Below are 23,342 nucleotides of genomic sequence, written 5' to 3' on the forward strand. Positions count from 1 at the left end.
TCACCGGCATCCGTTCAGTGGTCGCTGATCAGGCGAGGAGAGCCGACTCGCGGCGCTTCTCGTTGATCATCGCCGCGGCACCCAGGGCCACGAGGAGCAGACCCAGCAGCCAGAAGGGCCACAGGTTCGAGGCGCCCGTGCTCGGCAGGGTGTCGACCGACTTGTCGGCCAGGCCGCCGTTGCCGTTGAGGTTGGCGTTCGCCGGGGCGTTCGCGTTGGCCGGAGCGTTGGCGTTCGCCGGGGCGTTGGCCGGAGCGTTCGCGTTCGTCTGGTCGTCGGTCGTGACGGCCGAGTTGGCGCCGGCGAGCGAGTTGCCCAGGTTGAGCGCGAGGGCGGGGTCGCCCGCAGCGCTCAGGAGGGCGACGCGCAGGGCCGTCGTCGAGAACACGTTCGTCGTGGTCGGCAGGCGGTCCGCGATGAGGCTGCGGTAGCTGCCCGGGTTGGCCTCCTGCACGTTCACGCGGATGTCGACGAGCGGCTCGAGCGCCGTCAGCAGCTGCGTCAGCGCCGGGCCGAGGGCGTCGCCCACGGTGACCAGCAGCGGGTTGACGATGTCGTCGACCAGCGGCTTCAGGACGGGGCCGAGCAGACCGTTGAGCGCCTCGCCCAGCGGGACGACGATCGGGTTGCCCAGCAGGTCGAGCAGCGTGACCTCGAGGTTGGCGATGCCGTCCGTGAGGGTGCTGGTCAGGTTGCTGAGCAGCGTCGGGAGCTCGTCGAGGACGCCCTCGATGACGACCGGGAGGATCGGCGTGTTCGGGTCGAGGTTGTTCACGTCGACGCCCGCGGCGACCAGGAGCGGCTCGATGTCGATCGTGACCGTGCCCGTGGACAGGTCGATCGTCAGGCCGTTGCCGGTCAGGGTGGTCAGCGAGTCGACCAGGGTGCCGACGCCGTTGATGCCGACGAGACCCAGGACGCTGATGTCCTCGACCTGGTCGAGCGTGCCCAGCAGGTCCGCCAGGAGCGGGACCTCGAGGACGAGCGCGCCACCGGCGATGCCGTAGTCGTGGATGCCGACCGTCGGGGCGCCGGCGGCGACCTCGGTCGACGAGCCGACGGCACCGATGATCAGGCTCGCGTTCGCCAGGCCGTTGAGGGCCTCGAGCGGGCTGCCCGGACCGGTGAGGTCGAGGCTCGCGTTGGTCGGGTCGGCGGCGTCGAAGTTGCCGACGTCGACGATGCCGTCGGAGGTCAGCAGGCCGGAGGCCGCGCGGGACGCGTCCTGGTTCGCGACGGCGAAGCTGCCGGCCGGGCCGACGCCAGCGCCGAGGAGGTCACCGAGCGGGCCGGTGAGGGCCTCGAGTGGCTCCAGCGGCGTGTTGTCGGTGGAGAAGGGGCCCGACGTGGCCGGGGTGCCCGCGGCGGTGTCGACGAAGGCGGCGGCGCCAGCGGCGCCGTCGTCCTCACCGAAGGATCCACCCTCGAGGAAGTCGGCCAGCGGGTCGACGAGAGCGTCGCCCAGCAGCGCGCCGGAGGCGGCGATGTACTGCGCCTCGGCGTAGGACTTGTAGTTGGTGACCGTCGCGGCACCAGCGTTCAGGCTGGCGACGGACGTGATGAGCAGCGTCGCGACGCCGGCTCCAATCACCTTCTTGCCGATGTGCTTCATTCGGGAGAGCTCCTCGTAAGTTCTTACGTCGGACGGGGCGTGGGGGTGTTCCCGGCCCGTGACAGCAGGACTAGTCCAATCGGACCGGTTCTGTCCGATCGACAGTTAACCACATTCTCAGCAGGACTTAATACCCGTCCGAAACCCGGCGCTGTGGCATGGGTCACAGCCTCATGGCCCCTCAGGCGGGGACCGACCGCTGGCGCCATCGCGCACTGCGTTTCCGGAGATTCCCGGCCGCGGCCCGCCAGCTGTCGTCACTGATGAGCACGGCGTCCGCGGCGATCATCGCCAGCGAGAAGTACATGAGTCCCATCAGGACGCCGATGCCCAGGTGCGTTCCGGTGATGAGGACGAATCCGATGATGCGGGTGCGCCTGGTCAGCAGGAGCAGGGGGAAGCCGAGCTGGATCACCATCGCGCTCCACGACGCCAGGTGCACGAACGGGGACCACTCGTAGAGCCACCCCAGCTCGCCGAGCCAGGGCGAGTACTGGTGGACCTGCAGCGGGTAGTAGACGGCCGTGCCGTCGATCCACACCGATCCGTCGAACTTCCACAGCGCCGACCCGACGTAGATCATCACGATCTGGTGGGCGATCAGGACCACGGCGGCGTTGTTGAGCAGGATCGTGACCCACTCCCGCGACGGCGTCGGGCGGTCCAGACGCCGGCGACGCCGGGCGTCCAGCGAGGCGGCGGCGCCGCTGTCGCTGAAGCACAGGTAGAAGAGGACGAGCCGCACGACGTCCTCGGCGCCCGAGCGCAGGATGGGCGACGCGTCGATCATCAGGGCCCACAGCAGGAAGGTCGCGATGCACGCCGTGCGCGTGTGCCACCCCAGCAGCAGCGCGATCCCGGCCAGCACCGAGGCCAGCACCGCGAGCTCGGTGACCCACGCCGGGCCTGCCGGCAGCCACGGGATCCACGTGACCACGGCCTGACGGTCGTGGAACGGCTCGGCCCACCGGTGGCCGACGCCCCAGATGTACTGCCGATCGGCGAAACCCACCGCGATCTGCACGAGGATCGTGAAGGCGAGGGTGATCCGCGTCGCCGCCAGGCCGAAGGTCGACCAGCGGTGCGACGTCAGCCAGGCGACCAGGCGGTCGACGGAGGTCGCGACGACGTCGGTGCGGGCGCTCACGAGTTCCGCTCCAGGTAGCCGGCGATGCTCTCGCGCCGCTCGGGATCGTCCCGGGCGGGCGTCCGCCAGGGCCCGTCGATCACCGCACCCACGGACTTCTCGGCCTCGTGCCTCTGGTCCCACGTCGGCGCGGTCGACAACCGGGTCCCGTAGCGGACCGCGACGAGCTCGCGATCCGGCTCGAGCGACCGGAAGACGTCGGTGAGGTAGGTCGTGGCGCCCTGGTCGCGCTCGACGATGAGGTCACGGGCCAGGCCGGTGACCTCCTCCGCGCCGAGCAGGTCGTGGAGGTCCTCGGTCGTCAGCGGAGACGACTCGGTCGTCTCGTCGGACACGCCCCTGCGGACCTCCGCGGACACGTTCGACCACACGGCGTCGAGACCTCCGGCCAGCCGCGATGTCAGGTAGGCCGACCGCGGGGCTCCGACCGAGTGCGCGACGACCGCGTCGTCGACCGCCGTGATGTTGACCCACTCCCCCACCTCGACGGTGTCCCCGTCGCGCCAGGCCGCCTGGATCATGAGGTCGCGGTCGGCGTTGACGGGGCTCGGCGCGAAGAGCTTCCACTCCTCCTCGAAGTACGCGTTGAGGACGAGTTCCGACGCGGCCCGGGTACCCGGCGGCGCCGACTGGGGCGGGATCGAGATGAACGTGACGCCGAACAGCTGGACGCAGGTCACGAGCACCACCAGCACCACGACCACCCCGCGCACCCTCGAGGCGCGGCTCGGCGTGGGGGGTTCGTTCGACACCGGGCCACTGTAGGGCGCACGGCTCCGGCAGGTGACAAGTTGCCTACGTCACCCTTTTGCAACCTGCTGAACCTCCCCAGGACGCCTCCCCGCTGGCTACGGTTCCGAGGACTCGGGTCCGACGGGCGGGCCTGTTCTCGTGAGGAGTTCGCATGACGTTGCGCCGAGGCGCTGCCATCGCGCTGACCACGGCCGTCTCGGCCGCCGCTCTCGTCGCCTGCGGTTCGGGCGACGCCACGGCCGGCCTGATCGTCGGCACGACCGACAAGGTCGTCTCGATCGATCCCGCCGGCTCGTACGACAACGGCTCGACGACCGTGCAGACGCAGGTGTACCAGTACCTGCTCAACTTCAAGCCGGGCTCGACCGAGCTCAGCCCCGACGCGGCGGAGTCCTGCGACTTCACCGAGCCCACCGTGTACACCTGCACGGTCAAGCCGGGCCTCACGTTCGCCAACGGCAACGACCTCACGGCCTCCGACGTCGCCTTCTCCTTCCAGCGCGTCGTCGACATCAACGACCCCAACGGCCCCGCGTCGCTGCTCGGCAACATGGCCTCGGTCGAGGCCGTCGACGACTCGACCGTGACGTTCACGCTCAACTCGCCGAACGACCAGACGTTCCCGCAGATCCTCGTGACCTCGGCCGGCCCGATCGTCGACGAGGAGACCTACCCGGCCGACGAGGTGCTGGCCGACGACGACGCGGTGGAGGCCAACGGCTTCTCCGGCCCGTACACGATCACGTCGTACGACAAGAACGAGCTCGCGGAGTTCACGGCCAACCCCGACTACGACGGTGCGTACGACGCGCCGGCCGAGGACGTCGTGACGCTGAAGTACTACGCGAAGTCCGAGAACCTCAAGCTCGACATCGAGAACGAGGCCATCGACGTCGCCTACCGCTCGCTGACGCCGACCGACATCGCCGACCTCGAGAAGAAGGACGGCATCACGGTCCACACCGGCGCCGGCGGCGAGCTGCGGTACATGGTCTTCAACCTCGACACGATGCCGGGCGGCACGCCCGCGCAGAAGCTCGCCGTCCGTCAGGCCGTCGCCTCGTCGGTCGACCGCAGCGAGCTGTCCGAGGACGTCTACCAGGGCACTTACTCCCCCGCGTGGTCGATGGTCCCGGAGGGACAGACCGGCGCGACCGAGGCGTTCAAGGAGCTCTACGGTGACGCGCCGAACCTCGACGCCGCGACGAAGTACCTGACCGACGCCGGCGTCACGACGCCGGTCGAGATCCAGCTCCAGTACAACCCCGACCACTACGGCTCGAACTCCGACCAGGAGTACAACGCCGTGAAGCGCCAGCTCGAGGACACGGGGCTGTTCACCGTGAACCTGCAGTCGACCGAGTGGGTCACGTACTCCGAGGAGTTCCCGACCGACGGATACCCGGTCTTCCAGCTCGGCTGGTTCCCGGACTTCCCCGACGCCGACAACTACCTGTCGCCGTTCCTCAGCCCGTACTCCGAGGACAAGGCCGGCAACTTCACGAACTCGCACTACAACGAGGACGGCACGCCGTACTCCGATCCGGAGATGACGAGCCTCCTGGAGTCCGAGCGCACCGACGGCGACCCGACCACGCGGGCCGCGACCCTGGGCCAGATCCAGACGCGCCTCGCCGAGCAGGTGCCGTTCCTGCCGCTGCTGACCGGCACCTCGGTCGCCATCGCGGTCGACGGCGTGAAGGGGGTCGAGGACACCCTCGACGCGTCCTTCAAGTTCCGCTTCACCTCGCTGTCCCAGTAGGTCGCCAGCGCAGGGGCGGGTCCGTCGGACCCGCCCCTGCTGCGCGATGCCACCGCCCGTCGAAAGGGACCACGCCCATGTCCTCCGCCGAAGTCCTCGGCCAGGCCGACCTCCCCTCCTCCGGGCCGCCCACCGCCGACGCGCCGCGTCGCGGCCGCCTCAACCCGCTGGCCCGCTACCTGCTCGTGCGGCTCGCCCTGATCGTCCCGATGATGTGGGTCCTCGTGACGCTCGTCTTCGTGCTGATGCGTGTCATCGGCGACCCGATCCAGGCGGCGCAGGGCGGACGCCTGCAGCCCGCGCAGATCGCCGAGCGCAAGGCCGAGGCCGGGCTGGACCGCCCGATCCTGACCCAGTACTTCGAGTACCTCGGCGGCATCCTCCGCGGCGACTTCGGCACGACGCTGACCGACAACCGCAAGGTCTCCGACATCCTCGTGCAGAACGGTGCCGCGACCCTCGAGCTGACGGTCTACGCCCTGATCGTGGCCTTCGCGGTCGGCGTGCCGCTGGGCCGCCTCGCCGCCCGCCACCGCGACCGCTTCCCGGACGTCGTCCTGCGGCTCGGCGCGATCCTGGTCTACGCCGCGCCCGTCTTCTTCGTGGGCCTGCTGCTCAAGCTGGCCTTCACCCCGTTCGGCTGGCCGTCCTCGGGTCGGGCCAGCACCACGACCGAGCTCGCGCTCTCGCGGGCCGACGGGCAGACCCACATCCTGCTGCTCGACGCGATCCTCCACGGAACTCCCGCGATGGTCGTCGACGTCCTCCAGCACGCGGTGCTGCCCGCCGTCGCGCTCGGCCTGCTGACCGGCGGCGTGTTCCTGCGCCTGGTTCGCGTCAACCTGCTCCAGACCCTGCGGGCCGACTTCGTCACCGCGGCCCGCGCCAGAGGGGTCTCGGAGCGCCGCGTCGTGCGCAAGCACGCCTTCCGCACCGCCCTCGTGCCGGTCGTCACCGTCATGGGCATGCAGATCGCGATGCTGCTGGCCGGTGCGATCCTGACCGAGACGACCTTCGAGTGGAAGGGCATCGGCTACGAGCTGTCGGAGTACCTGATCGCCCGCGACTTCCTCGCGGTGCAGGGCATCGTCACGCTGATCGCCCTCATCGTGGGCGTCACGAGCTTCCTGATCGACGTCATCGTCGCGATCGTCGACCCGCGAGTGAGGTTCTGATGAGCGTCGCCACCCCGACCCGCTCGCTCCGCCCGCGGGTGCCCGCCGTGGTGCGGCAGTCGCACGGCCTGCAGCGGTTCATGCTGCTGCTCGGCTTCGCGTTGATGGCGGTCTTCCTCGTCGTCGCGATCTTCGCGCCGTGGATCGCCCCTTACGACTTCAACGCCGTCCGTGACGCCGAGGGCGTGCGGTTCGGCACGCAGCAGGCTCCGTCCGCGGCGCACTGGTTCGGCACCACGGTCGGCGGGCAGGACGTCCTGTCCCGGGTCGTGTTCGGCGCCCGCACCGCCGTCGAGGTGATCCTCATGGCGGTCGTGCTGTCGAGCCTCGTCGGCGTGCCGCTCGGGCTGGTCTCGGGCTACCTCGGCGGCTGGCTCGACCGCGTGCTCGTGCTGGTCATGGACGCCCTCTACTCGTTCCCCTCGCTGCTCCTCGCGATCGTCGTGTCGATCGTGCTGACCGGCGGGCAGAGCAGCGCGTTCGGCGGCATCCTCGCGGCGGCGATCTCGATCACCGTCGTGTTCGTGCCGCAGTACTACCGCGTCGTGCGCAACGCGACGCTCGCGGTGAAGTCCGAGCCGTACGTCGACGCGGCGCGGGTCGCGGGCGTCCGGACCCCGCGGATCCTGTTCCGCCACGTCTTCTCCAACGTGTCGCAGTCGCTGCCCGTGATCGCGACGCTCAACGCCTCCGAGGCGATCCTGACGCTGGCCGGGCTGGGCTTCCTCGGCTTCGGCATCGAGCCGTCGGCCGCGGCCGAGTGGGGGTACGACCTCAACAAGGCGCTGCCCGACGCCGCGTCCGGCATCTGGTGGACCGGCACGTTCCCCGGCCTGGCGATCGTGCTGATCGTCCTCGGCGTGACGCTGGTCGGCGAGAGCCTCAACGACATCCTCAACCCGCTCCTGCGGACGCGTGGCGGCAACGACGCCCACGACGCCGAGGAGGTGGCCGAGATCGTGGCCGACGACGTTCCCGTCCAGGCGGCTCGGGCGACCCCCGACGGCGAGCGCGTCGCCGTGCTGTCGCTGCGGGACCTGTCGGTCTCGTTCCGCACCGACGGGTCGCCCGTGCGCGCCGTGCGCGAGATCGGGTTCGACGTGGCGCCGGGCGAGGTCGTGGCGGTGGTCGGCGAGTCCGGTTCCGGCAAGTCCGTCAGCTCACGTGCCGTGCTGGGCCTGCTGCCCGACACCGCGACGGTGGAGGGGTCCGCCGTGCTGACCACGCCCGGCGACGAGCCTCGCGAGCTCATCGGTGCGGCTCCGGGCGCCCTGCGCTCGGTGCGCGGTGACGAGATCTCGATGGTCTTCCAGGAGCCGTCCACGGCGCTCAACCCCGTGCGCACGATCGGCTGGCAGATCGTCGAGGGCATCCGCGCCCACCGCGACGTCTCGGTCGCCGACGCCCGGAAGCGAGCCGTCGAGCTGCTCGAGCTGGTCGGCATGCCCGACCCCGCCGAGCGGATCGACCACTACCCGCACCAGCTCTCCGGCGGTCAGAAGCAGCGCGTCGTCATCGCGATGGCGATCGCCTGCGACCCCGACGTGATCATCGCCGACGAGCCCACCACGGCCCTCGATGTCACGGTGCAGGCGTCGATCCTGGAGCTGCTCCTGTCCCTGCGCGACCGGCTCGGCACCGCGATCGTCCTGATCACGCACAACATGGGCGTCGTGGCGGACGTCGCCGACCGGGTCGTCGTGATGTACCGGGGCACGATCGTCGAACAGGCTCCCGTCGACCGGCTGTTCGCCGCCCCCGCCCACGCCTACACGCGAGCGCTGCTCGACGCGGTGCCGCACCTGGGCAACGAGTCGGGCCCGGACCCGCTCTCGGGCGACCAGGAGGTCGTGCTCGACGTCGACCGACTCGTCGTCGACTTCCCGGGTGGCTTCGGCCGGCCCACGTTCCGCGCGGTCGACGACGTCTCGCTGCAGGTGCGCCGCGGCGAGGTGCTCGGCCTCGTCGGCGAGTCGGGCTCCGGCAAGTCCACGATCGGCCGCACGACGGTCGGTCTGCAGCAGCCCACCAGCGGGTCGGTCGTGGTGTCGGGCCAGCAGGTCTCGGGCGTCAGCGACGCCAAGCTGCGACCGCAGCGCAAGAAGTTCGGCTTCGTCTTCCAGGACCCGGCGGCCTCGCTCAACCCGCGGATGTCGGTCGGCGACTGCCTGGCCGAACCGCTGCGCACGCAGACCGACCTGGGCGAGACCGCGGTGCGGGCCAAGGTCCGCCAGCTGCTCGACGACGTCGAGCTCCCGGGGGCCTACGAGGGCCGCTTCCCGCACGAGCTGTCCGGCGGCCAGCGCCAGCGGGTCTCGCTCGCCCGCGCGCTGGCGCTCGACCCCGACCTGCTGATCGCCGACGAACCGACGTCCGCGCTCGACGTGTCTGTGCAGGCCCGGGTGCTCGAGGTCTTCCGCGAGCTCCAGGAGCGTCTGCAGTTCGCGTGCCTGTTCATCAGCCACGACCTCGCGGTGGTCGACTCACTCGCGAACCGTGTCGCGGTGCTGCAGCACGGACGTCTCGTCGAGATCGGCCCGCGCGCCGAGGTGCTGGGGTCGCCCCGCGAGGAGTACACGCAGCGCCTCATCGCGGCCGTGCCCGTGCCCGACCCGGTCGAGCAGCGCCGCCGCCGCGCGGAGCGAAGCGGGGTCTGACCACCTGCTCCTGACCGCTCCGGGTGCCGCGCCGGTCCGCTCGGCGAAGCAGGGCACGGCAATTGGTCCCCGGGCACGGCAAATTTGCTGTGCCCGGGGACCATTTGCCGTGCCGACTCCGTCATTCGACCGTCGGGGTGCGGGCAGGAGCCCGCCGCGCTACCGGCGGAGCCCGAACAGGCCGCCGGTCAGGGTGTTGATCAGCGAGGTCAGGACGCCCTGGATGCCCGCGGCCGGCGCCGGGGCGGGGGGTGCGGTCGGGGCGGGTGTCGGGTTCGTGACGGTGCCCGGGACGACGGCCGGGGTCGTGCCGACGCCCGGCGGGCGCTGGACGAGGAGCTCGACGTTGCGTGAGGTGACCTCGCCGCGGTACTTCGCGCGGTCGGTCTGCGGGTCGTTCGCCGACAGCTCACGCGACAGGGCCGCGAGCGAGACGGGGTTGTCCAGGTCGCCGTCGAACGCGGCCGGCGCCGCGTGGTCGAGCAGGGTGCCGAAGATCGACCACGTGCCGTCGCGGTTGTCGGCGATCTCGATGACGCGCGCCTGCTGCGGGAAGTCGATGTGCGCCGCCGTGTTGATCTCCCAGAACCCGCCCGAGCCGTCGGCCCGCGGGTGCTGGATGACGCGGTTGGTGTGCGTGTGGCCGTTGACCCACGCGATGACCTGCGGCTTGGAGAGCAGGTAGCTCACGAGCGCCGGGCCGAGCACCCGCGTGCGCACGTCGCCACCGAGGCCCTGCAGCGAGTTGCCCATCGTGTCGGACGTGTGGTGGCTGAACAGCACCACGGCCTTGTCGGTCGTCGCGTCGACGACCTGCTTGAGCCAGGCGAACTGGGTGTCGTCGAGCGAGCCGTCGGAGTAGCCGTTCGGGTTGACCGTGTCCATCACGACCATGCGGACGTCACCACGGTCGAACGTGTAGTACGCCGTCCCGTTGCTGCGGTTCTGCGCCGTGAAGCCGTGCCCCACAGGCGATCCGGTGGTCGTGAAGTGCTGGTCGACGACCTGTTTGCGAGTCAGGAGCCGGCGGTTCTGGTCGGCCGTCACGACGCGCGCGCCCAGGCCGAGCGTCAGGCCCTGCAGCAGGATGCCGAGGTCGGCGCGCGTCACGGCGTCCAGCAGGTTGGCCTGCGAGACGCCGAGCGGGGGCGAGATGACCTTGAGGTTGCCCGTCGAGAGCAGGCCGAACGGCACCGTGCCGGCCGGGAAGAGCCCCTGCACCAGGCCGTCGTGGTTGCCGTAGACCGAGAACCACGGCACGCCCAGGCCCTCGGCCTGGAAGCGCTTGCGCGCGGCGTCCAGCAGGCCGGGGATCGTCGGGTAGCCGAAGTCGCCGCGGTAGTCGTCGTCGGCGCGGCCGGGCGGGGACCCGTCGGGGTGCCAGTAGTGCGTGTCGTAGGTCAGCGCGTCCTGGTCGGCGACCCCCTCGTACCGGTTCGGGTCGCCGCTGTCCGGGGTCACCGGCCCGCCGTCGAGGATGTCGATGTTCCAGCGGATCTCGTTGTGCTGGCTGTTGTCGGAGTTGTCGCCGGTCTGGATCGCAAACTGCAGCGGCGTGCCGAGCACCGGGCCCGCGCCGAGGGCGTTGATCGCGCGCACCATCGAGTCGGCGACCTGGGCCGAGAGGATCTCTTGGGGGCGGTACGCCGAGCTGAACAGGCCGACCGTGGGGGCGCCCGAGGTGCCCGGGTCGTCAAAGCGGTCGAACCACTCCAGGCGGGCGGGCGACTGGTGGTCGACGACGTGCACGTCGCTGAGCTGCACGAACGTCGCCTTGTGCACCCGGCCGGAGGCGCGCCCGGGAGCGGCCGCGATGCCCAGGTCGGTGCGCACGACGTGCGGGTCCGGTGCCGCGATCGCGACGTTGCGGTAGCCGCGCGCGTTCGGCGCGGTCACGGTGAAGGTCGACTGCAGGGTGCTGCGCGCGAGCAGAGCATTGACGCGCGCGGGCGAGACGGCCTGGGCTGACAACGGCCCCAGCACCTGGCTGCCCACCACGACCACGGCGCCGAGGGCGCCTCCACGAATCACGTCACGCCGGGAGATGTCCACGCCCACTCAACGTCGAAACGTGACCTAGGTCACGGGTCGCCGGGCACCAAACTGTGGCGCCGCTGTACAGTGGTCCGCGTACCACTCCCGCCGATTCGAGGTTTCCGGTGAAGATCGCCGACCGTCACCCCACGCGTTCCACGCGCTGACGTCGCCGATTCACCCGTCCCCTCATCCTCGGGACCGGCTCCGCGGTCAGCGCTCGACTGACCACCCGGGAGCCCCATGTCCACCCCCTTCCACCCTGCCGTCGTGCTCGACGGCCTCACCTTCGCCTGGCCTGACGGCACGAGCGTCCTGGCCGATGTCTCCGGCACCTTCGGCCGCGGCCGCACGGGCTTGGTCGGCGCCAACGGCGTCGGCAAGTCGACCCTCCTGAGGCTCGCGCTCGGCGACCTCACCCCGACGAGCGGCAGCATCACGGTCGACGGGTCGATCGCCCACCTCGACCAGTTCGTGCACCGGCGTTCCGGCGCCACGGTCGCCGACCTCCTCGGCGTGCGGACCGTCGTCGACGCGCTCACCGCGGTCGAGGGCGGCAGCACCGACGTCGCCCACTTCGACGCGATCGGCGACGCGTGGGACGTACACGAGCGCAGCGAGGCCGACCTGGCCGCGCTGGGCCTCGACACCCTCACCCTCGATCGTCCGCTGACGACCCTCAGCGGCGGCGAGATCGTGCTGGCGGCGCTGGCCGGTCTGCGGCGTGAGCCGGCCGACGTCACGGTGCTCGACGAGCCCACCAACAACCTGGACAGGAGCACCCGCTCACGGGTGCACGACCTCGTCGCGACGTGGCCGGGCGCCCTGATCGTGGTCAGCCACGACGTGGCCCTGCTCGACCGCATGGAGGACACGGCCGAGCTGCACTCCGGCGGGCTGACGACGTTCGGCGGCGGGTACTCGGCGTGGCGCGAGCACCTGCTGGCCGAGCAGGAGGCCGCGGAGCAGACGCTGCGCACGGCCGAGCAGAAGCTCCGGGCCGAGAAGCGTCAGCGCCAGGAGGTCGAGACGAGGCTCGCGCACCGCAGCAAGCAGGGCGCCAAGGCGGCGCGCGAGAAGCGGGTGCCGAAGATCCTGCTCAACACCCGCAAGTTCAAGTCCGAGAACTCGATGGCCAAGGTCCGGGGCACGCAGGAGGCCAGGATCGACGAGGCCCGTCAGGCCGTCGACACCGCGGCCGAGGCGGTTCGCGAGGACCGCACGATCCGGATCGACCTCCCCGACCCGCGCCTCTCGCCCCGGCGGCGGCTCGTCGAGCTCACGAGCGGCGACACCGTCGTGGAGGTGCGGGGTCCCGAGCGGGTCGCCCTGATGGGGCGCAACGGGATCGGGAAGACCCGCCTGCTGCGGCAGCTCGTGCGGGGCACCGACACCGACGCCCCGGTCTCGGGCGTCGCGCTGACCGACCGGATCGGACACCTGGACCAGCGGCTCGACGACTTCGACGAGGCCGCCAGCGTGCTCGACACCGTGCGGTCGGCCTGTCCCGACGCCCCACCGGGGCAGGTGCGGGGCCAGCTCGCGCGGTTCCTGCTGCGCGGCGAGGAGATCGCCCGCCCCGTCGGCACCCTCTCCGGCGGGGAGCGGTTCCGGGTGGCCCTGGCGCGGCTGCTGCTGGCCGATCCGGCGCACGAGCTGCTGGTGCTGGACGAGCCGACCAACAACCTCGACCTCGACTCGATCGACGCACTGGTCTCGGCGCTGTGGTCGAGCCGCTCGGGCCTGGTCGTCGTCAGCCACGACGACGATTTCCTGGAGCGGCTCGGGATCGACCGTTGGCTCGAGCTGACCGAGGACGGTCTGGCGGAGGTCGCGGGGCCCGGAATACCCGAGGAGGACCAGACGGTTGACTGAGGACGTGACCACGAGCCTCTTCTCCCCCGTGACCCTCGGAGCCGTCGAGCTCCCCAACCGCGTCCTGATGGCGCCGCTGACCCGCATGCGGGCCACGCCGCCCGGTGACGTGCCGAACGACCTGATGCGCGACTACTACGTGCAGCGCGCCGGCGCGGGCCTGATCGTGTCCGAGGGCACGCAGGTCTCGACGTGGGGCAAGGGCTACATGGACACCCCCGGCATCTACTCCCCCGAGCAGGTCGCCGGCTGGCGCCGCATCACGGACGCCGTGCACGAGGCGGGCGGCCGGATCGCGGCCCAGCTGTGGCACGTCGGGCGGGTCTCGCACGAGTCGTTCCACGGCGGCGAGGCCCCCGTGTCGGCCTCGGGCGAGCCCTACCGCAACCGCACGTCGATCCGCGGCGAGGACGGCCTCCCGCAGCGGGTCAGCTGCCCGACCCCGCAGGCCCTGACGGCCGAGGGCATCGCTCGCACCGTCGAGGAGTTCCGCCACGCGACGGTCGCCGCCCGCGAGGCCGGCTTCGACGCCGTCGAGATCCACGGCGCCCACGGGTATCTGCTGCACCAGTTCCTGAGCCCGGTCAGCAACCTGCGCGACGACGAGTACGGCGGTTCGGTCGAGAACCGCGCCCGCCTGCCGCTGGCGATCGTGGACGCGGTCGTGGGCGCCTGGTCGGCCGATCGCGTCGGCATCCGGATCTCCCCCATCGGCTCGTTCAACGGCCTGGAGGACCTCGCGGGCGGCGACACGGGTCTCTACTTCGCCCGCGAGCTCGCGAAGCGTGACCTTGCGTTCCTGCACCTCTCCGAGCCCGACTGGGCCGGCGGTCCGGCGCTCGACGACGCCTTCCGCACCTCGCTCCGCGAGGCGTTCCCCGGCCCGATCGTGGGCGCCGGCGCCTACACGACCGAGAAGGCCGACCGCCTGCTCGCGGCCGGCTTCATCGACGCGGTCGCCTTCGGCCGCAGCTACATCGCCAACCCCGACCTGGCCGAGCGGCTCGAGGCGGGCGAGAGCCTGAACGACCCGAACCCGACGACGTTCTACGGCGGCGGCGCGGAGGGCTACACCGACTACCCCGCCCTCGCCTGACCCGCCCAGATGTGTCGAGTTTGGGCCCGATCTGCGGACAGAAACGGGCCCAAACTCGACAATTCTTGCTGGATCAGCGGACGTCGTAGCGGTCGGCGTCCATGACCTTGACCCAGGCGTCGACGAACTCGGACACGAAGCGCTCGGCGCCGTCGTCGCTCGCGTAGACCTCGGACAGCGCCCGCAGCTCGGAGTTCGAGCCGAAGACCAGGTCGGCCCGCGAGCCGGTCCAGCGCACGGCACCCGAGGCGTCGCGGGCCTCGAAGACCGTCTGGGTGTCGTCGGTGGCCTTCCACTCCAGGCCGAAGGCCAGCAGGTTGACGAAGAAGTCGTTCGTCAGCGTGCCCGGCGCGTCGGTCAGGACACCCAGCGAGGAACGGTCGTACGTGGCACCGAGGACGCGCAGACCACCCACGAGCACGGTCATCTCCGGCGCGCTCAGGTCGAGCAGGTTGGCCTTGTCGACCAGCAGGTACTCGGCGGGCAGACGCGCGCCCTTGGCCTGGTAGTTGCGGAAGCCGTCGGCCGCGGGCTCGAGCCACGCGAACGACTCGACGTCGGTCTGCTCCTGCGAGGCGTCGACCCGGCCCGGCGTGAACGGCACCGTGAGGTCGCGGCCGGCGGCCTTCGCCGCCTGCTCGACGCCCACGTTGCCGGCAAGGACGATGACGTCCGCGAGCGAGACCTGCGCGCCACCGGCGGCGTTGAACTCGCCCTGGACGCCCTCGAGCACGCGCAGCACGCGCGCCAGCTGGTCGGGGTTGTTCGACTCCCACGCTGCCTGCGGCTGCAGGCGGACCCGCGCACCGTTGGCGCCGCCGCGCATGTCGCTGATGCGGAACGACGAGGCCGACGCCCAGGCCGTCGTGACCAGGTCGGCGACCGACAGGTCGGTCGCGGCGATCGCGGCCTTGAGCGTGGCGACGTCGGCGTCACCGATCGGCGCACCCTCGGCGGCGGGCAGCGGGTCCTGCCAGAGCAGCTCCTCGCTGGGCACCTCGGGGCCGAGGTAGCGGACGACCGGACCCATGTCGCGGTGCGTCAGCTTGAACCAGGCGCGCGCGAACGCGTCGGCGAGCTCCTCGGGGTTGTCCTTGAAGCGGCGCGAGATCTTCTCGTAGACCGGGTCGAAGCGCAGCGCCAGGTCGGAGGTCAGCATGCGCGGCTCCCGCTTGCCGTCACCGAAGGCCTCGGGCACGAGGCCCTCGCCCGCGTTGTTCTTCGGACGCCACTGGTGCGCACCCGCCGGCGAGGAGAACAGCTCCCACTCGTAGGCGAACAGGATGTGGAAGAACTCGTTGTCCCACCGGGTCGGGTGGTAGGTCCAGGTGACCTCCAGGCCCGACGTGATCGCGTCGGCGCCCACGCCCGTGCCGTGGGTCGACTTCCAGCCCAGACCCTGCTGCTCGATCGTGCCACCCTCGGGCTCGGCGCCCACGAGGTCGGCCGGGCCGGCGCCGTGGGTCTTGCCGAAGGTGTGGCCGCCGGCGATCAGCGCGACGGTCTCCTCGTCGTTCATCGCCATGCGGGCAAACGTGTCGCGGATGTCGCGCGCCGAGGCGAGCGGGTCGGGGTTGCCCTCCGGGCCCTCCGGGTTGACGTAGATGAGGCCCATCTGGACGGCCGCGAGCGGGTTCTCCAGCTCGCGGTCGCCCGAGTAGCGCTGCTGGCCACCCTGCTCACCGCCGAGCCACTCGGTCTCCGGGCCCCAGTACACGTCCTGCTCGGCCTCCCAGACGTCCTCGCGGCCGCCGGCGAAGCCGAACGTCTGGAAGCCCATCTCCTCCAGGGCGACGTTGCCCGTGAGGACCATGAGGTCGGCCCACGAGATCGACTGGCCGTACTTCTTCTTGACCGGCCACAGCAGGCGGCGGGCCTTGTCGAGGTTGCCGTTGTCGGGCCAGCTGTTGAGCGGGGCGAACCGCTGCTGACCGGCGCCCGCGCCACCGCGGCCGTCGTAGACGCGGTACGTGCCGGCGCTGTGCCACGCCATGCGGATCATGAACGGCGCGTACGTACCGAAGTCGGCGGGCCACCAGTCCTGCGAGTCGGTGAGGATCGCGGCGATGTCGGCCTTGACGGCCGCGAGGTCCAGTGCGTTGAAGGCGGCGGCGTAGTCGAAGTCCTCGCCCAGCGGGTTGCCGACGGCGGGGTTCTTCGCGAGGAGGCGCAGGTTGAGGCGCTTGGGCCACCAGCCCTCGTTGACGCTGCCGCTCTCGGCAGGGAAGTCGGTCTTGCCGTGGGCGACGGGGCAGCGTCCCTCGTTGCTCGGGTCGTTGAGGTCGCCGACCTCGGCGTTGTGCTCGGCCATGTCGATCCTTTCGTCGGGTTACGTGGGTGTCGGTTGACGTGCGGGTGAATCGGGGTGGTCAGGGGGCGCAGGCCGAGCACAGGCCCCAGTAGATGACCTCGGCCTCGTCGATGACGTAGCCGTGGTCGTGCGCAGGGGTGAGGCAGGGGGCGGGACCAACGGCGCAGTCGACGTCGGTGATCGAGCCGCACGTGCGGCACACCAGGTGGTGGTGGTTGTCGCCGACGCGCGACTCGTAGCGCGCGACCGAGCCGTTCGGCTGGATGCGCCGCACCAGACCGGCGTCGGTCAGGGTGTGCAGCGAGTCGTAGACCGCCTGGTGCGAGACCTCGGGGAGGTCGGTGCGGGCGGCCGAGATCAGCGACTCGGTGTCGGCGTGCGGGTGCGCGTGCACGGCCGTGAGCACGGCGACGCGGGGGCGCGTGACCCGCAGGCCCACCTCGCGGAGCAGCTGCTCCGCATCCGCCGCCGTGGTCATGACTCGACCGTACCGCTTTTCTTGAACGGGTCAAGATAAGGCAGACCTTCGTGTCGCGCCGAGGTCCTCCCTCGGTGGTTCTCCACGGTTGTCCCCAGGCCCGTTCGCACTTCAGGTCCACTGTCGGTGGGGGCTTGTTGGCTGGAGTCATGTTCGAGGACCTGGCGCCGGAGGAGGTGCTCGCCGCGGTGGCGAGCACCGACTACTCCGTGATCGAGCCCATCGATCTGACGGGTGTGAAGCGGATCGACGCGATCCGCGCGCTGGAGCGCCTGGTCCGCGCGGCCCAGGCACAGCTGGCCGAGCAGACCGCAGCACTGCTGGCCGACCGCCGCCGCGACACCCCGTTCGGGCTCGGCGACCCGTTCCTGTCCGTCGCGGCCGAGGTCGCGATGGCGAGGGGCATGTCGCCCTCGTCGGGTGTCGCCCTGCTGAACGTGGCCACGGGCCTGCGGCCCATGGTGAACGTCCGCACCGCGCTGACGAACGGGGTGATCAGCGAGGCCACGATGCGCGCCATCGTGCGCGAGAGCGACACGTTGGACCCCGCAGCGGCCGCCGACCTGGACGCGGCGATCGCCGACCACCTGCCCGGGCTCACCCCCCGCAAGGCCGCCGAGCTGACCCGGTCCCTCGTGGTCACGATCGACATGGAGGCCGCGGCCGAGCGCGAGAAGACCGAACGCCAGAACCAGTACGTCACCTACTTCGGCGAAGCGCACGGCATGGGCACCCTGATCGCCCGCGGACCGGCCGAGCAGCTCCTGCTCATCCGCGACTCGCTCCAGAAGCACGCCGACACCCTCCGCACCAAGGGCGACCCGAGGGATCGGGGTCAGATCATGCTCAACAGCCTCTACGAACGTGCCACCGGCCAGGTCGTCCTCGACGGACCCGACGTCCACCTCGACATCCTGCTGCCCATCGAAGCCCTCAACGGCCAGGCGGTCGCGGCCGAGCTCGGCGGCCACGGCCCGATCACCCCACACCTGGCCGCCCAGCTCGTCGACCACGCCGGTCAGACCTGGTACCGACGACTCTTCACCGACCCCACCGGCACCCTGGTCGGCCTCGACACCAGAAAGCGCTGCTTCACCGGACTCCTCGCGAAGTGGATCCACACCCGCGACCACCAACGCTGCAGCCAACCGGGATGCGAGTGCAGGTCCCGGGAGATCGACCACATCACGCCCCACCGACACGGCGGACCCACCACCCAGACCAACGGCCAAGGGGTGTGCCGCCTGTCCAATCTCGTCAAGGAGCTCCCCGGCTGGCAGGTCGAACCCGGAGACGGTGGCGAGGTCACCTGGACCACACCCACCGGCCACACCTACACGTCGCCGCCCCCTCGCGCGCACCGCAGTTCCGCGCGACACTCGGGTCCATGACCTGGAGCGACGTGCGGTTCGTCGTCGGCGACGGTGTGTCGCTGGCCGTCGAGGAGGTGGGCGACGTCGGCGCTCCCCCGCTCGTGCTGGTCTGCGGCGGGTCGACCTCCAAGGAGTGGTGGGACGACGACCTGTGCGAGCTGCTGGCCACCGCCGGTCGTCGCGTCGTCCGGTACGACCTGCGCGACAGCGGCCAGTCGAGCACCTCGCCTCCCGGTGAGCCCGACTACACCGGCACCGACCTGGCCGACGACCTCGCTGCGGTGATCCGCTCACTCGATGCCGGACCCGCGCACGTGTGGGGCCTGTCGCTGGGAGGCGGCGTGGTGCAGGCGTTCGCGACGCGCCATCCCGACCTCGTCGCGGCGGTCGTGCTCGAGTCGACGAGCCCCGGCGGTCCGAACACCCCGGGCGCACCCGAGCTGCCAGGACCCTCACCGGCCGTTCTCGCGACCTTCGAGGAGACCGACCCCGGCCCCGACTGGGACGATCTCGACGCCTCCGTGGCCCATCTCGTCGAGGCCGAGCGACCGTTCGCCGGCACGCTCGGGCTCGATGTCGGACGGATGAGCCGGATCGTCCGACGCATGCTCGAGCGGGGTGGCCCGCAACGGTCCGCTCCGAACCAGTTCATCGTCGAGGACGGCCCCCACGTCATCGATCTCGCAGCCCTGACGGCGCCGACGCTCGTGATCCACGGCGACGCCGACCCGCTGTTCCCGCTCGCGCACGGGGAACGGCTCGTCGAGGTCCTGCCGCACGCCGAGCTGCTGGTCGTGCCCGGGCTCGGCCACGAGTACCCGCCGCCGGCCACCTGGGACGTCATCGTCCCCGCCGTCCTGGCGCACACCTCAGCCACCGGCGGCTCATGAGGTTTCGAGGCTCGCAAGCTCGCACCTCAACCACCGGTGGTTGAGGTGCGAACGCCGCCTGCGGCGTGAGCCTCGAAGCCTCGAGGCACCCTTCGAGGCGCCTCGCAGAGCTCGTCGCGCCTCAGGGAGCGGGGTCAGCCCAGGCCGGCGGCCTTGGCCTCGAGCACGGCGCGCTCGCGCTCGTTGCGGGCCAGTGAGGCCGCCGTCAGGAGCTCGCCGCGCGCCTCCTGGGTGCGCTCCATCCGCGCCAGCAGCTCGCCCCGCACGCTCGGCACCAGGTGCGACCCGGCCAGCGCCCCCTGCGCCACGAGGCCGTCCACGATCACGAGGGCCTCCTCCGCGGTGCGAGCCATCGACACTGCGACGGCCCGGTTCAGGTCGACCACCGGGTTGGGTGCCAGCCGGCCGAGCGCCTCGTACAGCACCACGATCTGCTCCCAGTCGGTCTCGTCGACCGACGGCGCGACCGCGTGGCACTCGGCGATCGCTGCCTGCAGGGCGTAAGGCCCACGCCCCCGCCCGAGCCGGTCGACCTGCGCCAGCGCCGCACGCCCGCGGGCGATCGCGTTGCGGTCCCAGCGTCGACGGTCCTGGTCGCCCAGGAGGATCGGATCCCCTGCCGCGTCGACGCGCGCTGCGAAGCGGGACGACTGGATCTCCATCAGTGCGACGAGGCCACGCGGCTCGGGCTCTGCGGGCACCAGGGCGCTGACGAGTCGACCGAGGCGCAGCGCCTCGTCGGCCAGCTCCCGACGCACCCACTGGTCGCCGCTGGTCGCGGAGTAGCCCTCGGTGAAGACGAGGTAGACGACCTTGAGCACCGCGCCGAGCCGCCCCGACCACTCGGTGTGGTCCGGAACCTCGAACGGGACCCGCGCCTCGGTCAGCGTGCGCTTGGCCCGCACGATCCGCTGCTGCATCGTGGACGTCGGCACGAGGAACAGTCGAGCGATCTCCTCGCTCGAGAGTCCGCCGACGACCCGGAGTGTCAGCGCGACCTGCGCCTCGCGCGACAGCACCGGGTGGCAGGCCGTGAACACGAGTCGCAGACCGTCGTCGGCGATCGGCTCCCAGGTGTCCTCGGCGCTCTCGTCGAGGTCACGGGCGATCGCCTCGTGGCGGGCGTCGAGGCGCTCACGGCGGCGGAAGGCGTCGATCGCGCGGCGCTTGGCCACGGCCGTGAGCCACGCGGCGGCGTTGCGGGGCACGCCCGTCGTGGGCCACTGCTCGAGCGCCTCGGCGACGGCCTCCTGCGCCAGGTCCTCGGCCAGGGCCAGGTCGCCCGTCATGCGAGCCACCGTCGCGACGACCTTCGCCCCCTCGATGCGCCAGACGGCGTCGACGGTCCGGGCGATCCCGGCCGCCGACGCCGTGTCCTGGTGCGTCATGGCTCAGTCATCGCCGAGCTCGAGGTCGGACGCGTCGCCGAAGCGGCGCACCTCCAGCTTCGAGCCGGGGCCGAGCGGGCAGCGCTTGCCCCACGCGACGGCCTCCTCCTTCGTGGCGGTCTCGATGACCCAGAAGCCGTTGAACAGCTCGTGCACCTCGCCGTACGGCCCGTCGGTCGCGACCCGGTCCGCGGAGGAGAAGTCGATCACGACGCTCTCGGACGGGTCCGAGAGGCCCTCGCTCGCGACGAGCACCCCAGCGGCCTCCAGCGCCTCGTTGTAGGCGCCCATCGCTGCGATGATCTCGGCGAAGTCGACGTGCTGCGACGCCTCATAGGCCTCGGCGGAGTCCCGCATGACCAGCATGTACCTGCTCATGGCGATCCTTTCGATCCCGGGTCCGCGCTCAGTCCGTGCCGAGCTGCTCGCGCCAACCGGCTTCCTTCTGCACGTACTCGTTGTCGGCGAAGTCCTCGAAGTCCGTCTCGTCGGTGATGCGGCGGACCTCCAGCTTCGAGCCCGCGCCGAGCGGGGCCCGCTTGGCCCACTCGACGGCCTCCTCCTTCGAGGACACCTGGATGATCCAGAAGCCGTTGAACAGCTCGTGCACCTCGCCGTAGGGGCCGTCGGTGACGATCGGCTCGTCGGCCGAGAAGTCGACCACGACGCCCTCGGCGGCGTCGGTCAGGCCGTCGCCGCCGGCCATCACGCCGGCGTTGATCATCGCCTCGTTGTAGGCGCCCATCTGGTTGATGATCTCCTCGAAGTCGACGTCCTTCGAGGCCTCGATCGCCTCGGCCGTGCTCCGCATGATCAGCATGTACTTGCTCATGGTGTTCCCCTTCGATGTGGGGCGATCTCTTCGCCCTTCACCCACACGTCGAACGGCACGGCGCCGGATCGACACGGACGCCGAAACTTTTTCACGGATCGGTGGACGAGGGCCAGGGCGCGGGCCGAAAAGGGGACGCGGTCAGGAGCCGCCGCCACCGCCGCGGGTCCACGAGGTGCGGCCGATCGCACGGCGGGCGGCCTCGTCGGGGCTGACGTCGTCGGTGCGGCCCGCGCGGCGGTCGGGGCCGTGCGTCGGCTCGTCGGGACCCGTGAGCCACCACGCGCCGAGGCCGCCGAGCACCAGGACTCCGAGGAACACCACCACGATCACGACGGCCATGACGCCACGCTACGCCCCTTGCGCCAGCCCTGCCAGGACGTGGCAGGGTGTGACGCAGGCCGCAGCAACGGAGCTGCGCGCCCGGACGACGTCGGGGGTTGGCGCATGGAGGTCCTGCACACCGCGATCGCGATCGTGCTCGCGATCGGTCTGATCATCTGGGTCAAGGTCGACCCGGTGATCTCGCTGATCATCGCCTCGCTCTACCTCGGCCTGGCCGCCGGCGTGGGCTTCGCCGACACGGTGGAGGCGATCACGATCGGCTTCGGCGACATCATGGCCAAGGTCGGTCTGCTGATCGGCTTCGGTGTGGCGATCGGTGCGCTCCTGCACTCGATGGGCGCGTTCCGCAAGCTCGTGCACGCCCTGCTGCGCGTCTTCGGGCCCCGACGCCTTCCGTACGCGCTCGCCACGGCGCTCTCCACGATCTTCCCCTCGATCTACGTCGACGTGCAGGTCGTGCTCGCCGCCCCCATCGCCCGCACCTCCGCACCGCACGTCGGGCGACGGGGCCTCGCGCTGCTCTCCGGGGCGATCGGCACCGGCATCTTCGCCGGCTACGTGTTCGTCGTGCCGGGCCTGGCGGCGGTCTCGATCGCGAGCCTCCTGGAGATCCAGCTCGGTCAGTACCTGCTCTTCGGCATCTTCCTGGGGCCGCTCACGGCGGTCGCCACGACCCTGCTCTTCGCGCTGCTCCTGCGCACCCGCTACTGGAACCCCGAGACCGACGAGGAGCCCGAGGCCCGCGAGGCGGAGGAGGGGCCCACCCAGGACGATCCCGAGGCCGTCGACGCCGGGCTGCCGCTGGTCGTGCTCCTCCTGCCGATCCTCGTCCCCCTCGTCCTCATCGCGTTCGGGGCGGTGGCCGACGTCGCCGGCTTCTCGAACGCGGTCATCGCCTTCCTCGGCAACGCCACGATCGCCCTGTTCATCGGTCTGCTCGGCGCCTACGGCCTGTCGCGCTGGCGGTCCGGGAGCCACCTGACGGACGAGGCGCTCTCGAACGGCTTCAAGACGACCGGCGAGATCCTGCTCATCACCGGCATCGGCGGCTCGCTGGGCGAGGTCATCTCGGCGACCGGCATGGACAAGACGCTGGGCGACCTCTTCTCGGCCGACGCCGGCGCCCCGGTCGTCATCACGATCCTCCTGGCCTGGTTCATCGCCGCAGTCCTGCACCTCGCCATCGGATCGGTCTCCGTCGCGGCCATCGCGGCCGCCGGCATCATCGGCCCGGTCGTCGGGTCGACGGGTGTCGCGCCGGTCGCCGTGGGTCTGGCGATCGCCTCGGGTGCGATGTTCGCGCTCCAGGTCAACAGCAACTTCTTCTGGATGTTCAAGTCGCTGCTCAACCTCACGACGTCGGGCGCGCTCAAGACGATGACGATGGTCACGAGCATCGCCTCGCTCGTGTCGCTGCCGCCCGTCATCGTGCTCGCGCTGGTCCTGTAGCCCCCTCAGGCGGGGGCCCGCCGGCGAATGCAAAGTCTCCGTAAAGGCTGGCGCGTGACCGCTGCCACATGACGGCGGTCACACCTAGTGTCCGGGAGGTCCGACGAGCGACTGGCCCCTCGTCCGGCGTGCACGTTCCCGGGCCGTGAGGTGGCGACATGAGCA

18 protein-coding genes are annotated in these 23,342 nt (G+C 71.1%); 8 read left to right on the top strand and 10 right to left on the bottom strand.

What is annotated here, in order from left to right; all coding sequences use genetic code 11:
• Positions 1-28: 28 nt before the first annotated feature.
• The 3 genes from ABD127_RS08415 to ABD127_RS08425 all read right to left on the bottom strand — a co-directional run bounded on the left by ABD127_RS08415 (position 29) and on the right by ABD127_RS08425 (position 3,511).
• Positions 29-1,612: a choice-of-anchor G family protein gene (locus ABD127_RS08415; protein WP_344199927.1), complete on the bottom strand. Its 1,584-nt coding sequence runs from the start codon at positions 1,610-1,612 to the stop codon at positions 29-31.
• Between the two features lie 181 nt (positions 1,613-1,793).
• Positions 1,794-2,759, bottom strand: coding sequence for an HTTM domain-containing protein (locus ABD127_RS08420; RefSeq protein ID WP_344199930.1), 966 nt, complete (start codon positions 2,757-2,759; stop codon positions 1,794-1,796).
• The gene (locus ABD127_RS08425; RefSeq protein WP_344199933.1) at positions 2,756-3,511 is read right to left on the bottom strand and encodes a DUF5819 family protein; all 756 of its coding nucleotides are present in this window, start codon (positions 3,509-3,511) and stop codon (positions 2,756-2,758) included. Before ABD127_RS08425 ends, ABD127_RS08420 begins: the two co-directional genes overlap by 4 nt.
• A 152-nt stretch (positions 3,512-3,663) precedes the next feature.
• On the opposite strand from ABD127_RS08425, the gene ABD127_RS08430 reads away from it, so the two are divergent.
• The 3 genes from ABD127_RS08430 to ABD127_RS08440 all read left to right on the top strand — a co-directional run bounded on the left by ABD127_RS08430 (position 3,664) and on the right by ABD127_RS08440 (position 9,106).
• Positions 3,664-5,274, top strand: a complete 1,611-nt coding sequence (locus tag ABD127_RS08430) for an ABC transporter substrate-binding protein (RefSeq protein ID WP_344199936.1) — start codon at positions 3,664-3,666, stop codon at positions 5,272-5,274.
• Between the two features lie 77 nt (positions 5,275-5,351).
• On the top strand, positions 5,352-6,449 hold the full coding sequence (locus ABD127_RS08435) for an ABC transporter permease (protein WP_344199939.1): 1,098 nt from the start codon (positions 5,352-5,354) through the stop codon (positions 6,447-6,449).
• Positions 6,449-9,106: a dipeptide ABC transporter ATP-binding protein gene (locus tag ABD127_RS08440; RefSeq protein WP_344199942.1), complete on the top strand. Its 2,658-nt coding sequence runs from the start codon at positions 6,449-6,451 to the stop codon at positions 9,104-9,106. The genes ABD127_RS08435 and ABD127_RS08440 overlap by 1 nt, the downstream gene beginning before the upstream one ends.
• A 159-nt stretch (positions 9,107-9,265) precedes the next feature.
• Here ABD127_RS08440 and ABD127_RS08445 read toward each other — a convergent pair whose 3' ends face one another.
• Positions 9,266-11,158, bottom strand: coding sequence for a TIGR03767 family metallophosphoesterase (locus tag ABD127_RS08445; protein WP_344199944.1), 1,893 nt, complete (start codon positions 11,156-11,158; stop codon positions 9,266-9,268).
• A gap of 225 nt (positions 11,159-11,383) precedes the next feature.
• Between ABD127_RS08445 and ABD127_RS08450 the strand changes: the two genes are divergently transcribed.
• Together ABD127_RS08450 and nemA are read left to right on the top strand one after the other, a co-directional pair.
• The gene (locus ABD127_RS08450) at positions 11,384-13,015 is read left to right on the top strand and encodes an ABC-F family ATP-binding cassette domain-containing protein (protein ID WP_344199946.1); all 1,632 of its coding nucleotides are present in this window, start codon (positions 11,384-11,386) and stop codon (positions 13,013-13,015) included.
• 4 nt (positions 13,016-13,019) lie between these two features.
• On the top strand, positions 13,020-14,111 hold the full coding sequence (gene nemA / locus ABD127_RS08455) for an N-ethylmaleimide reductase (protein ID WP_344199948.1): 1,092 nt from the start codon (positions 13,020-13,022) through the stop codon (positions 14,109-14,111).
• Between the two features lie 73 nt (positions 14,112-14,184).
• Here nemA and katG read toward each other — a convergent pair whose 3' ends face one another.
• Positions 14,185-16,422 (bottom strand): catalase/peroxidase HPI, encoded by a 2,238-nt coding sequence (gene katG, locus ABD127_RS08460; protein ID WP_344199950.1) that lies wholly within the window; start codon positions 16,420-16,422, stop codon positions 14,185-14,187.
• Positions 16,423-16,480: 58 nt separating this feature from the next.
• Positions 16,481-16,900, bottom strand: coding sequence for a Fur family transcriptional regulator (locus ABD127_RS08465; RefSeq protein ID WP_344199953.1), 420 nt, complete (start codon positions 16,898-16,900; stop codon positions 16,481-16,483).
• A gap of 149 nt (positions 16,901-17,049) precedes the next feature.
• Here ABD127_RS08465 and ABD127_RS08470 point away from each other — a divergent pair, with 149 nt between their 5' ends.
• The gene (locus ABD127_RS08470) at positions 17,050-18,291 is read left to right on the top strand and encodes an HNH endonuclease (RefSeq protein WP_344199956.1); all 1,242 of its coding nucleotides are present in this window, start codon (positions 17,050-17,052) and stop codon (positions 18,289-18,291) included.
• A complete protein-coding gene (locus ABD127_RS08475; RefSeq protein ID WP_344199959.1) occupies positions 18,288-19,163 on the top strand; it encodes an alpha/beta fold hydrolase in 876 nt (291 codons plus the stop codon). The genes ABD127_RS08470 and ABD127_RS08475 overlap by 4 nt, the downstream gene beginning before the upstream one ends.
• Positions 19,164-19,297: 134 nt before the next feature.
• On the opposite strand, the gene ABD127_RS08480 is transcribed toward ABD127_RS08475, so the two are convergent.
• From ABD127_RS08480 to ABD127_RS08495, 4 genes are all read right to left on the bottom strand, one after another.
• Positions 19,298-20,551, bottom strand: coding sequence for an RNA polymerase sigma factor (locus tag ABD127_RS08480; protein ID WP_344199961.1), 1,254 nt, complete (start codon positions 20,549-20,551; stop codon positions 19,298-19,300).
• 3 nt (positions 20,552-20,554) lie between these two features.
• Positions 20,555-20,929, bottom strand: a complete 375-nt coding sequence (locus tag ABD127_RS08485) for a YciI family protein (protein WP_344199964.1) — start codon at positions 20,927-20,929, stop codon at positions 20,555-20,557.
• A 28-nt stretch (positions 20,930-20,957) separates the two neighbouring features.
• Positions 20,958-21,383, bottom strand: coding sequence for a YciI family protein (locus ABD127_RS08490; RefSeq protein ID WP_344199967.1), 426 nt, complete (start codon positions 21,381-21,383; stop codon positions 20,958-20,960).
• 141 nt (positions 21,384-21,524) lie between these two features.
• Positions 21,525-21,725: a hypothetical protein gene (locus tag ABD127_RS08495; RefSeq protein ID WP_344199970.1), complete on the bottom strand. Its 201-nt coding sequence runs from the start codon at positions 21,723-21,725 to the stop codon at positions 21,525-21,527.
• A gap of 105 nt (positions 21,726-21,830) precedes the next feature.
• Between ABD127_RS08495 and ABD127_RS08500 the strand changes: the two genes are divergently transcribed.
• Positions 21,831-23,177 (top strand): GntP family permease, encoded by a 1,347-nt coding sequence (locus ABD127_RS08500; protein ID WP_344199973.1) that lies wholly within the window; start codon positions 21,831-21,833, stop codon positions 23,175-23,177.
• Positions 23,178-23,342: the final 165 nt, after the last annotated feature.

This window comes from Aeromicrobium alkaliterrae, from assembly GCF_039529015.1.
Lineage (GTDB): Bacteria > Actinomycetota > Actinomycetes > Propionibacteriales > Nocardioidaceae > Aeromicrobium > Aeromicrobium alkaliterrae.

Excerpts from the sequence above, each read along its gene's own strand:
- ABD127_RS08430 (WP_344199936.1), top strand. The coding sequence starts at position 3,664 with ATGACGTTGCGCCGAGGCGCTGCCATCGCGCTGACCACGGCCGTCTCG.
- ABD127_RS08500 (WP_344199973.1), top strand. The coding sequence starts at position 21,831 with ATGGAGGTCCTGCACACCGCGATCGCGATCGTGCTCGCGATCGGTCTG.
- ABD127_RS08470 (WP_344199956.1), top strand. The coding sequence starts at position 17,050 with ATGTTCGAGGACCTGGCGCCGGAGGAGGTGCTCGCCGCGGTGGCGAGC.
- ABD127_RS08490 (WP_344199967.1), bottom strand. The coding sequence starts at position 21,383 with ATGAGCAAGTACATGCTGATCATGCGGAGCACGGCCGAGGCGATCGAG.
- ABD127_RS08435 (WP_344199939.1), top strand. The coding sequence starts at position 5,352 with ATGTCCTCCGCCGAAGTCCTCGGCCAGGCCGACCTCCCCTCCTCCGGG.
- ABD127_RS08450 (WP_344199946.1), top strand. The coding sequence starts at position 11,384 with ATGTCCACCCCCTTCCACCCTGCCGTCGTGCTCGACGGCCTCACCTTC.
- ABD127_RS08475 (WP_344199959.1), top strand. The coding sequence starts at position 18,288 with ATGACCTGGAGCGACGTGCGGTTCGTCGTCGGCGACGGTGTGTCGCTG.
- ABD127_RS08480 (WP_344199961.1), bottom strand. The coding sequence starts at position 20,551 with ATGACGCACCAGGACACGGCGTCGGCGGCCGGGATCGCCCGGACCGTC.
- ABD127_RS08485 (WP_344199964.1), bottom strand. The coding sequence starts at position 20,929 with ATGAGCAGGTACATGCTGGTCATGCGGGACTCCGCCGAGGCCTATGAG.
- ABD127_RS08415 (WP_344199927.1), bottom strand. The coding sequence starts at position 1,612 with ATGAAGCACATCGGCAAGAAGGTGATTGGAGCCGGCGTCGCGACGCTG.
- ABD127_RS08440 (WP_344199942.1), top strand. The coding sequence starts at position 6,449 with ATGAGCGTCGCCACCCCGACCCGCTCGCTCCGCCCGCGGGTGCCCGCC.
- ABD127_RS08495 (WP_344199970.1), bottom strand. The coding sequence starts at position 21,725 with ATGGCCGTCGTGATCGTGGTGGTGTTCCTCGGAGTCCTGGTGCTCGGC.
- katG (WP_344199950.1), bottom strand. The coding sequence starts at position 16,422 with ATGGCCGAGCACAACGCCGAGGTCGGCGACCTCAACGACCCGAGCAAC.
- ABD127_RS08465 (WP_344199953.1), bottom strand. The coding sequence starts at position 16,900 with ATGACCACGGCGGCGGATGCGGAGCAGCTGCTCCGCGAGGTGGGCCTG.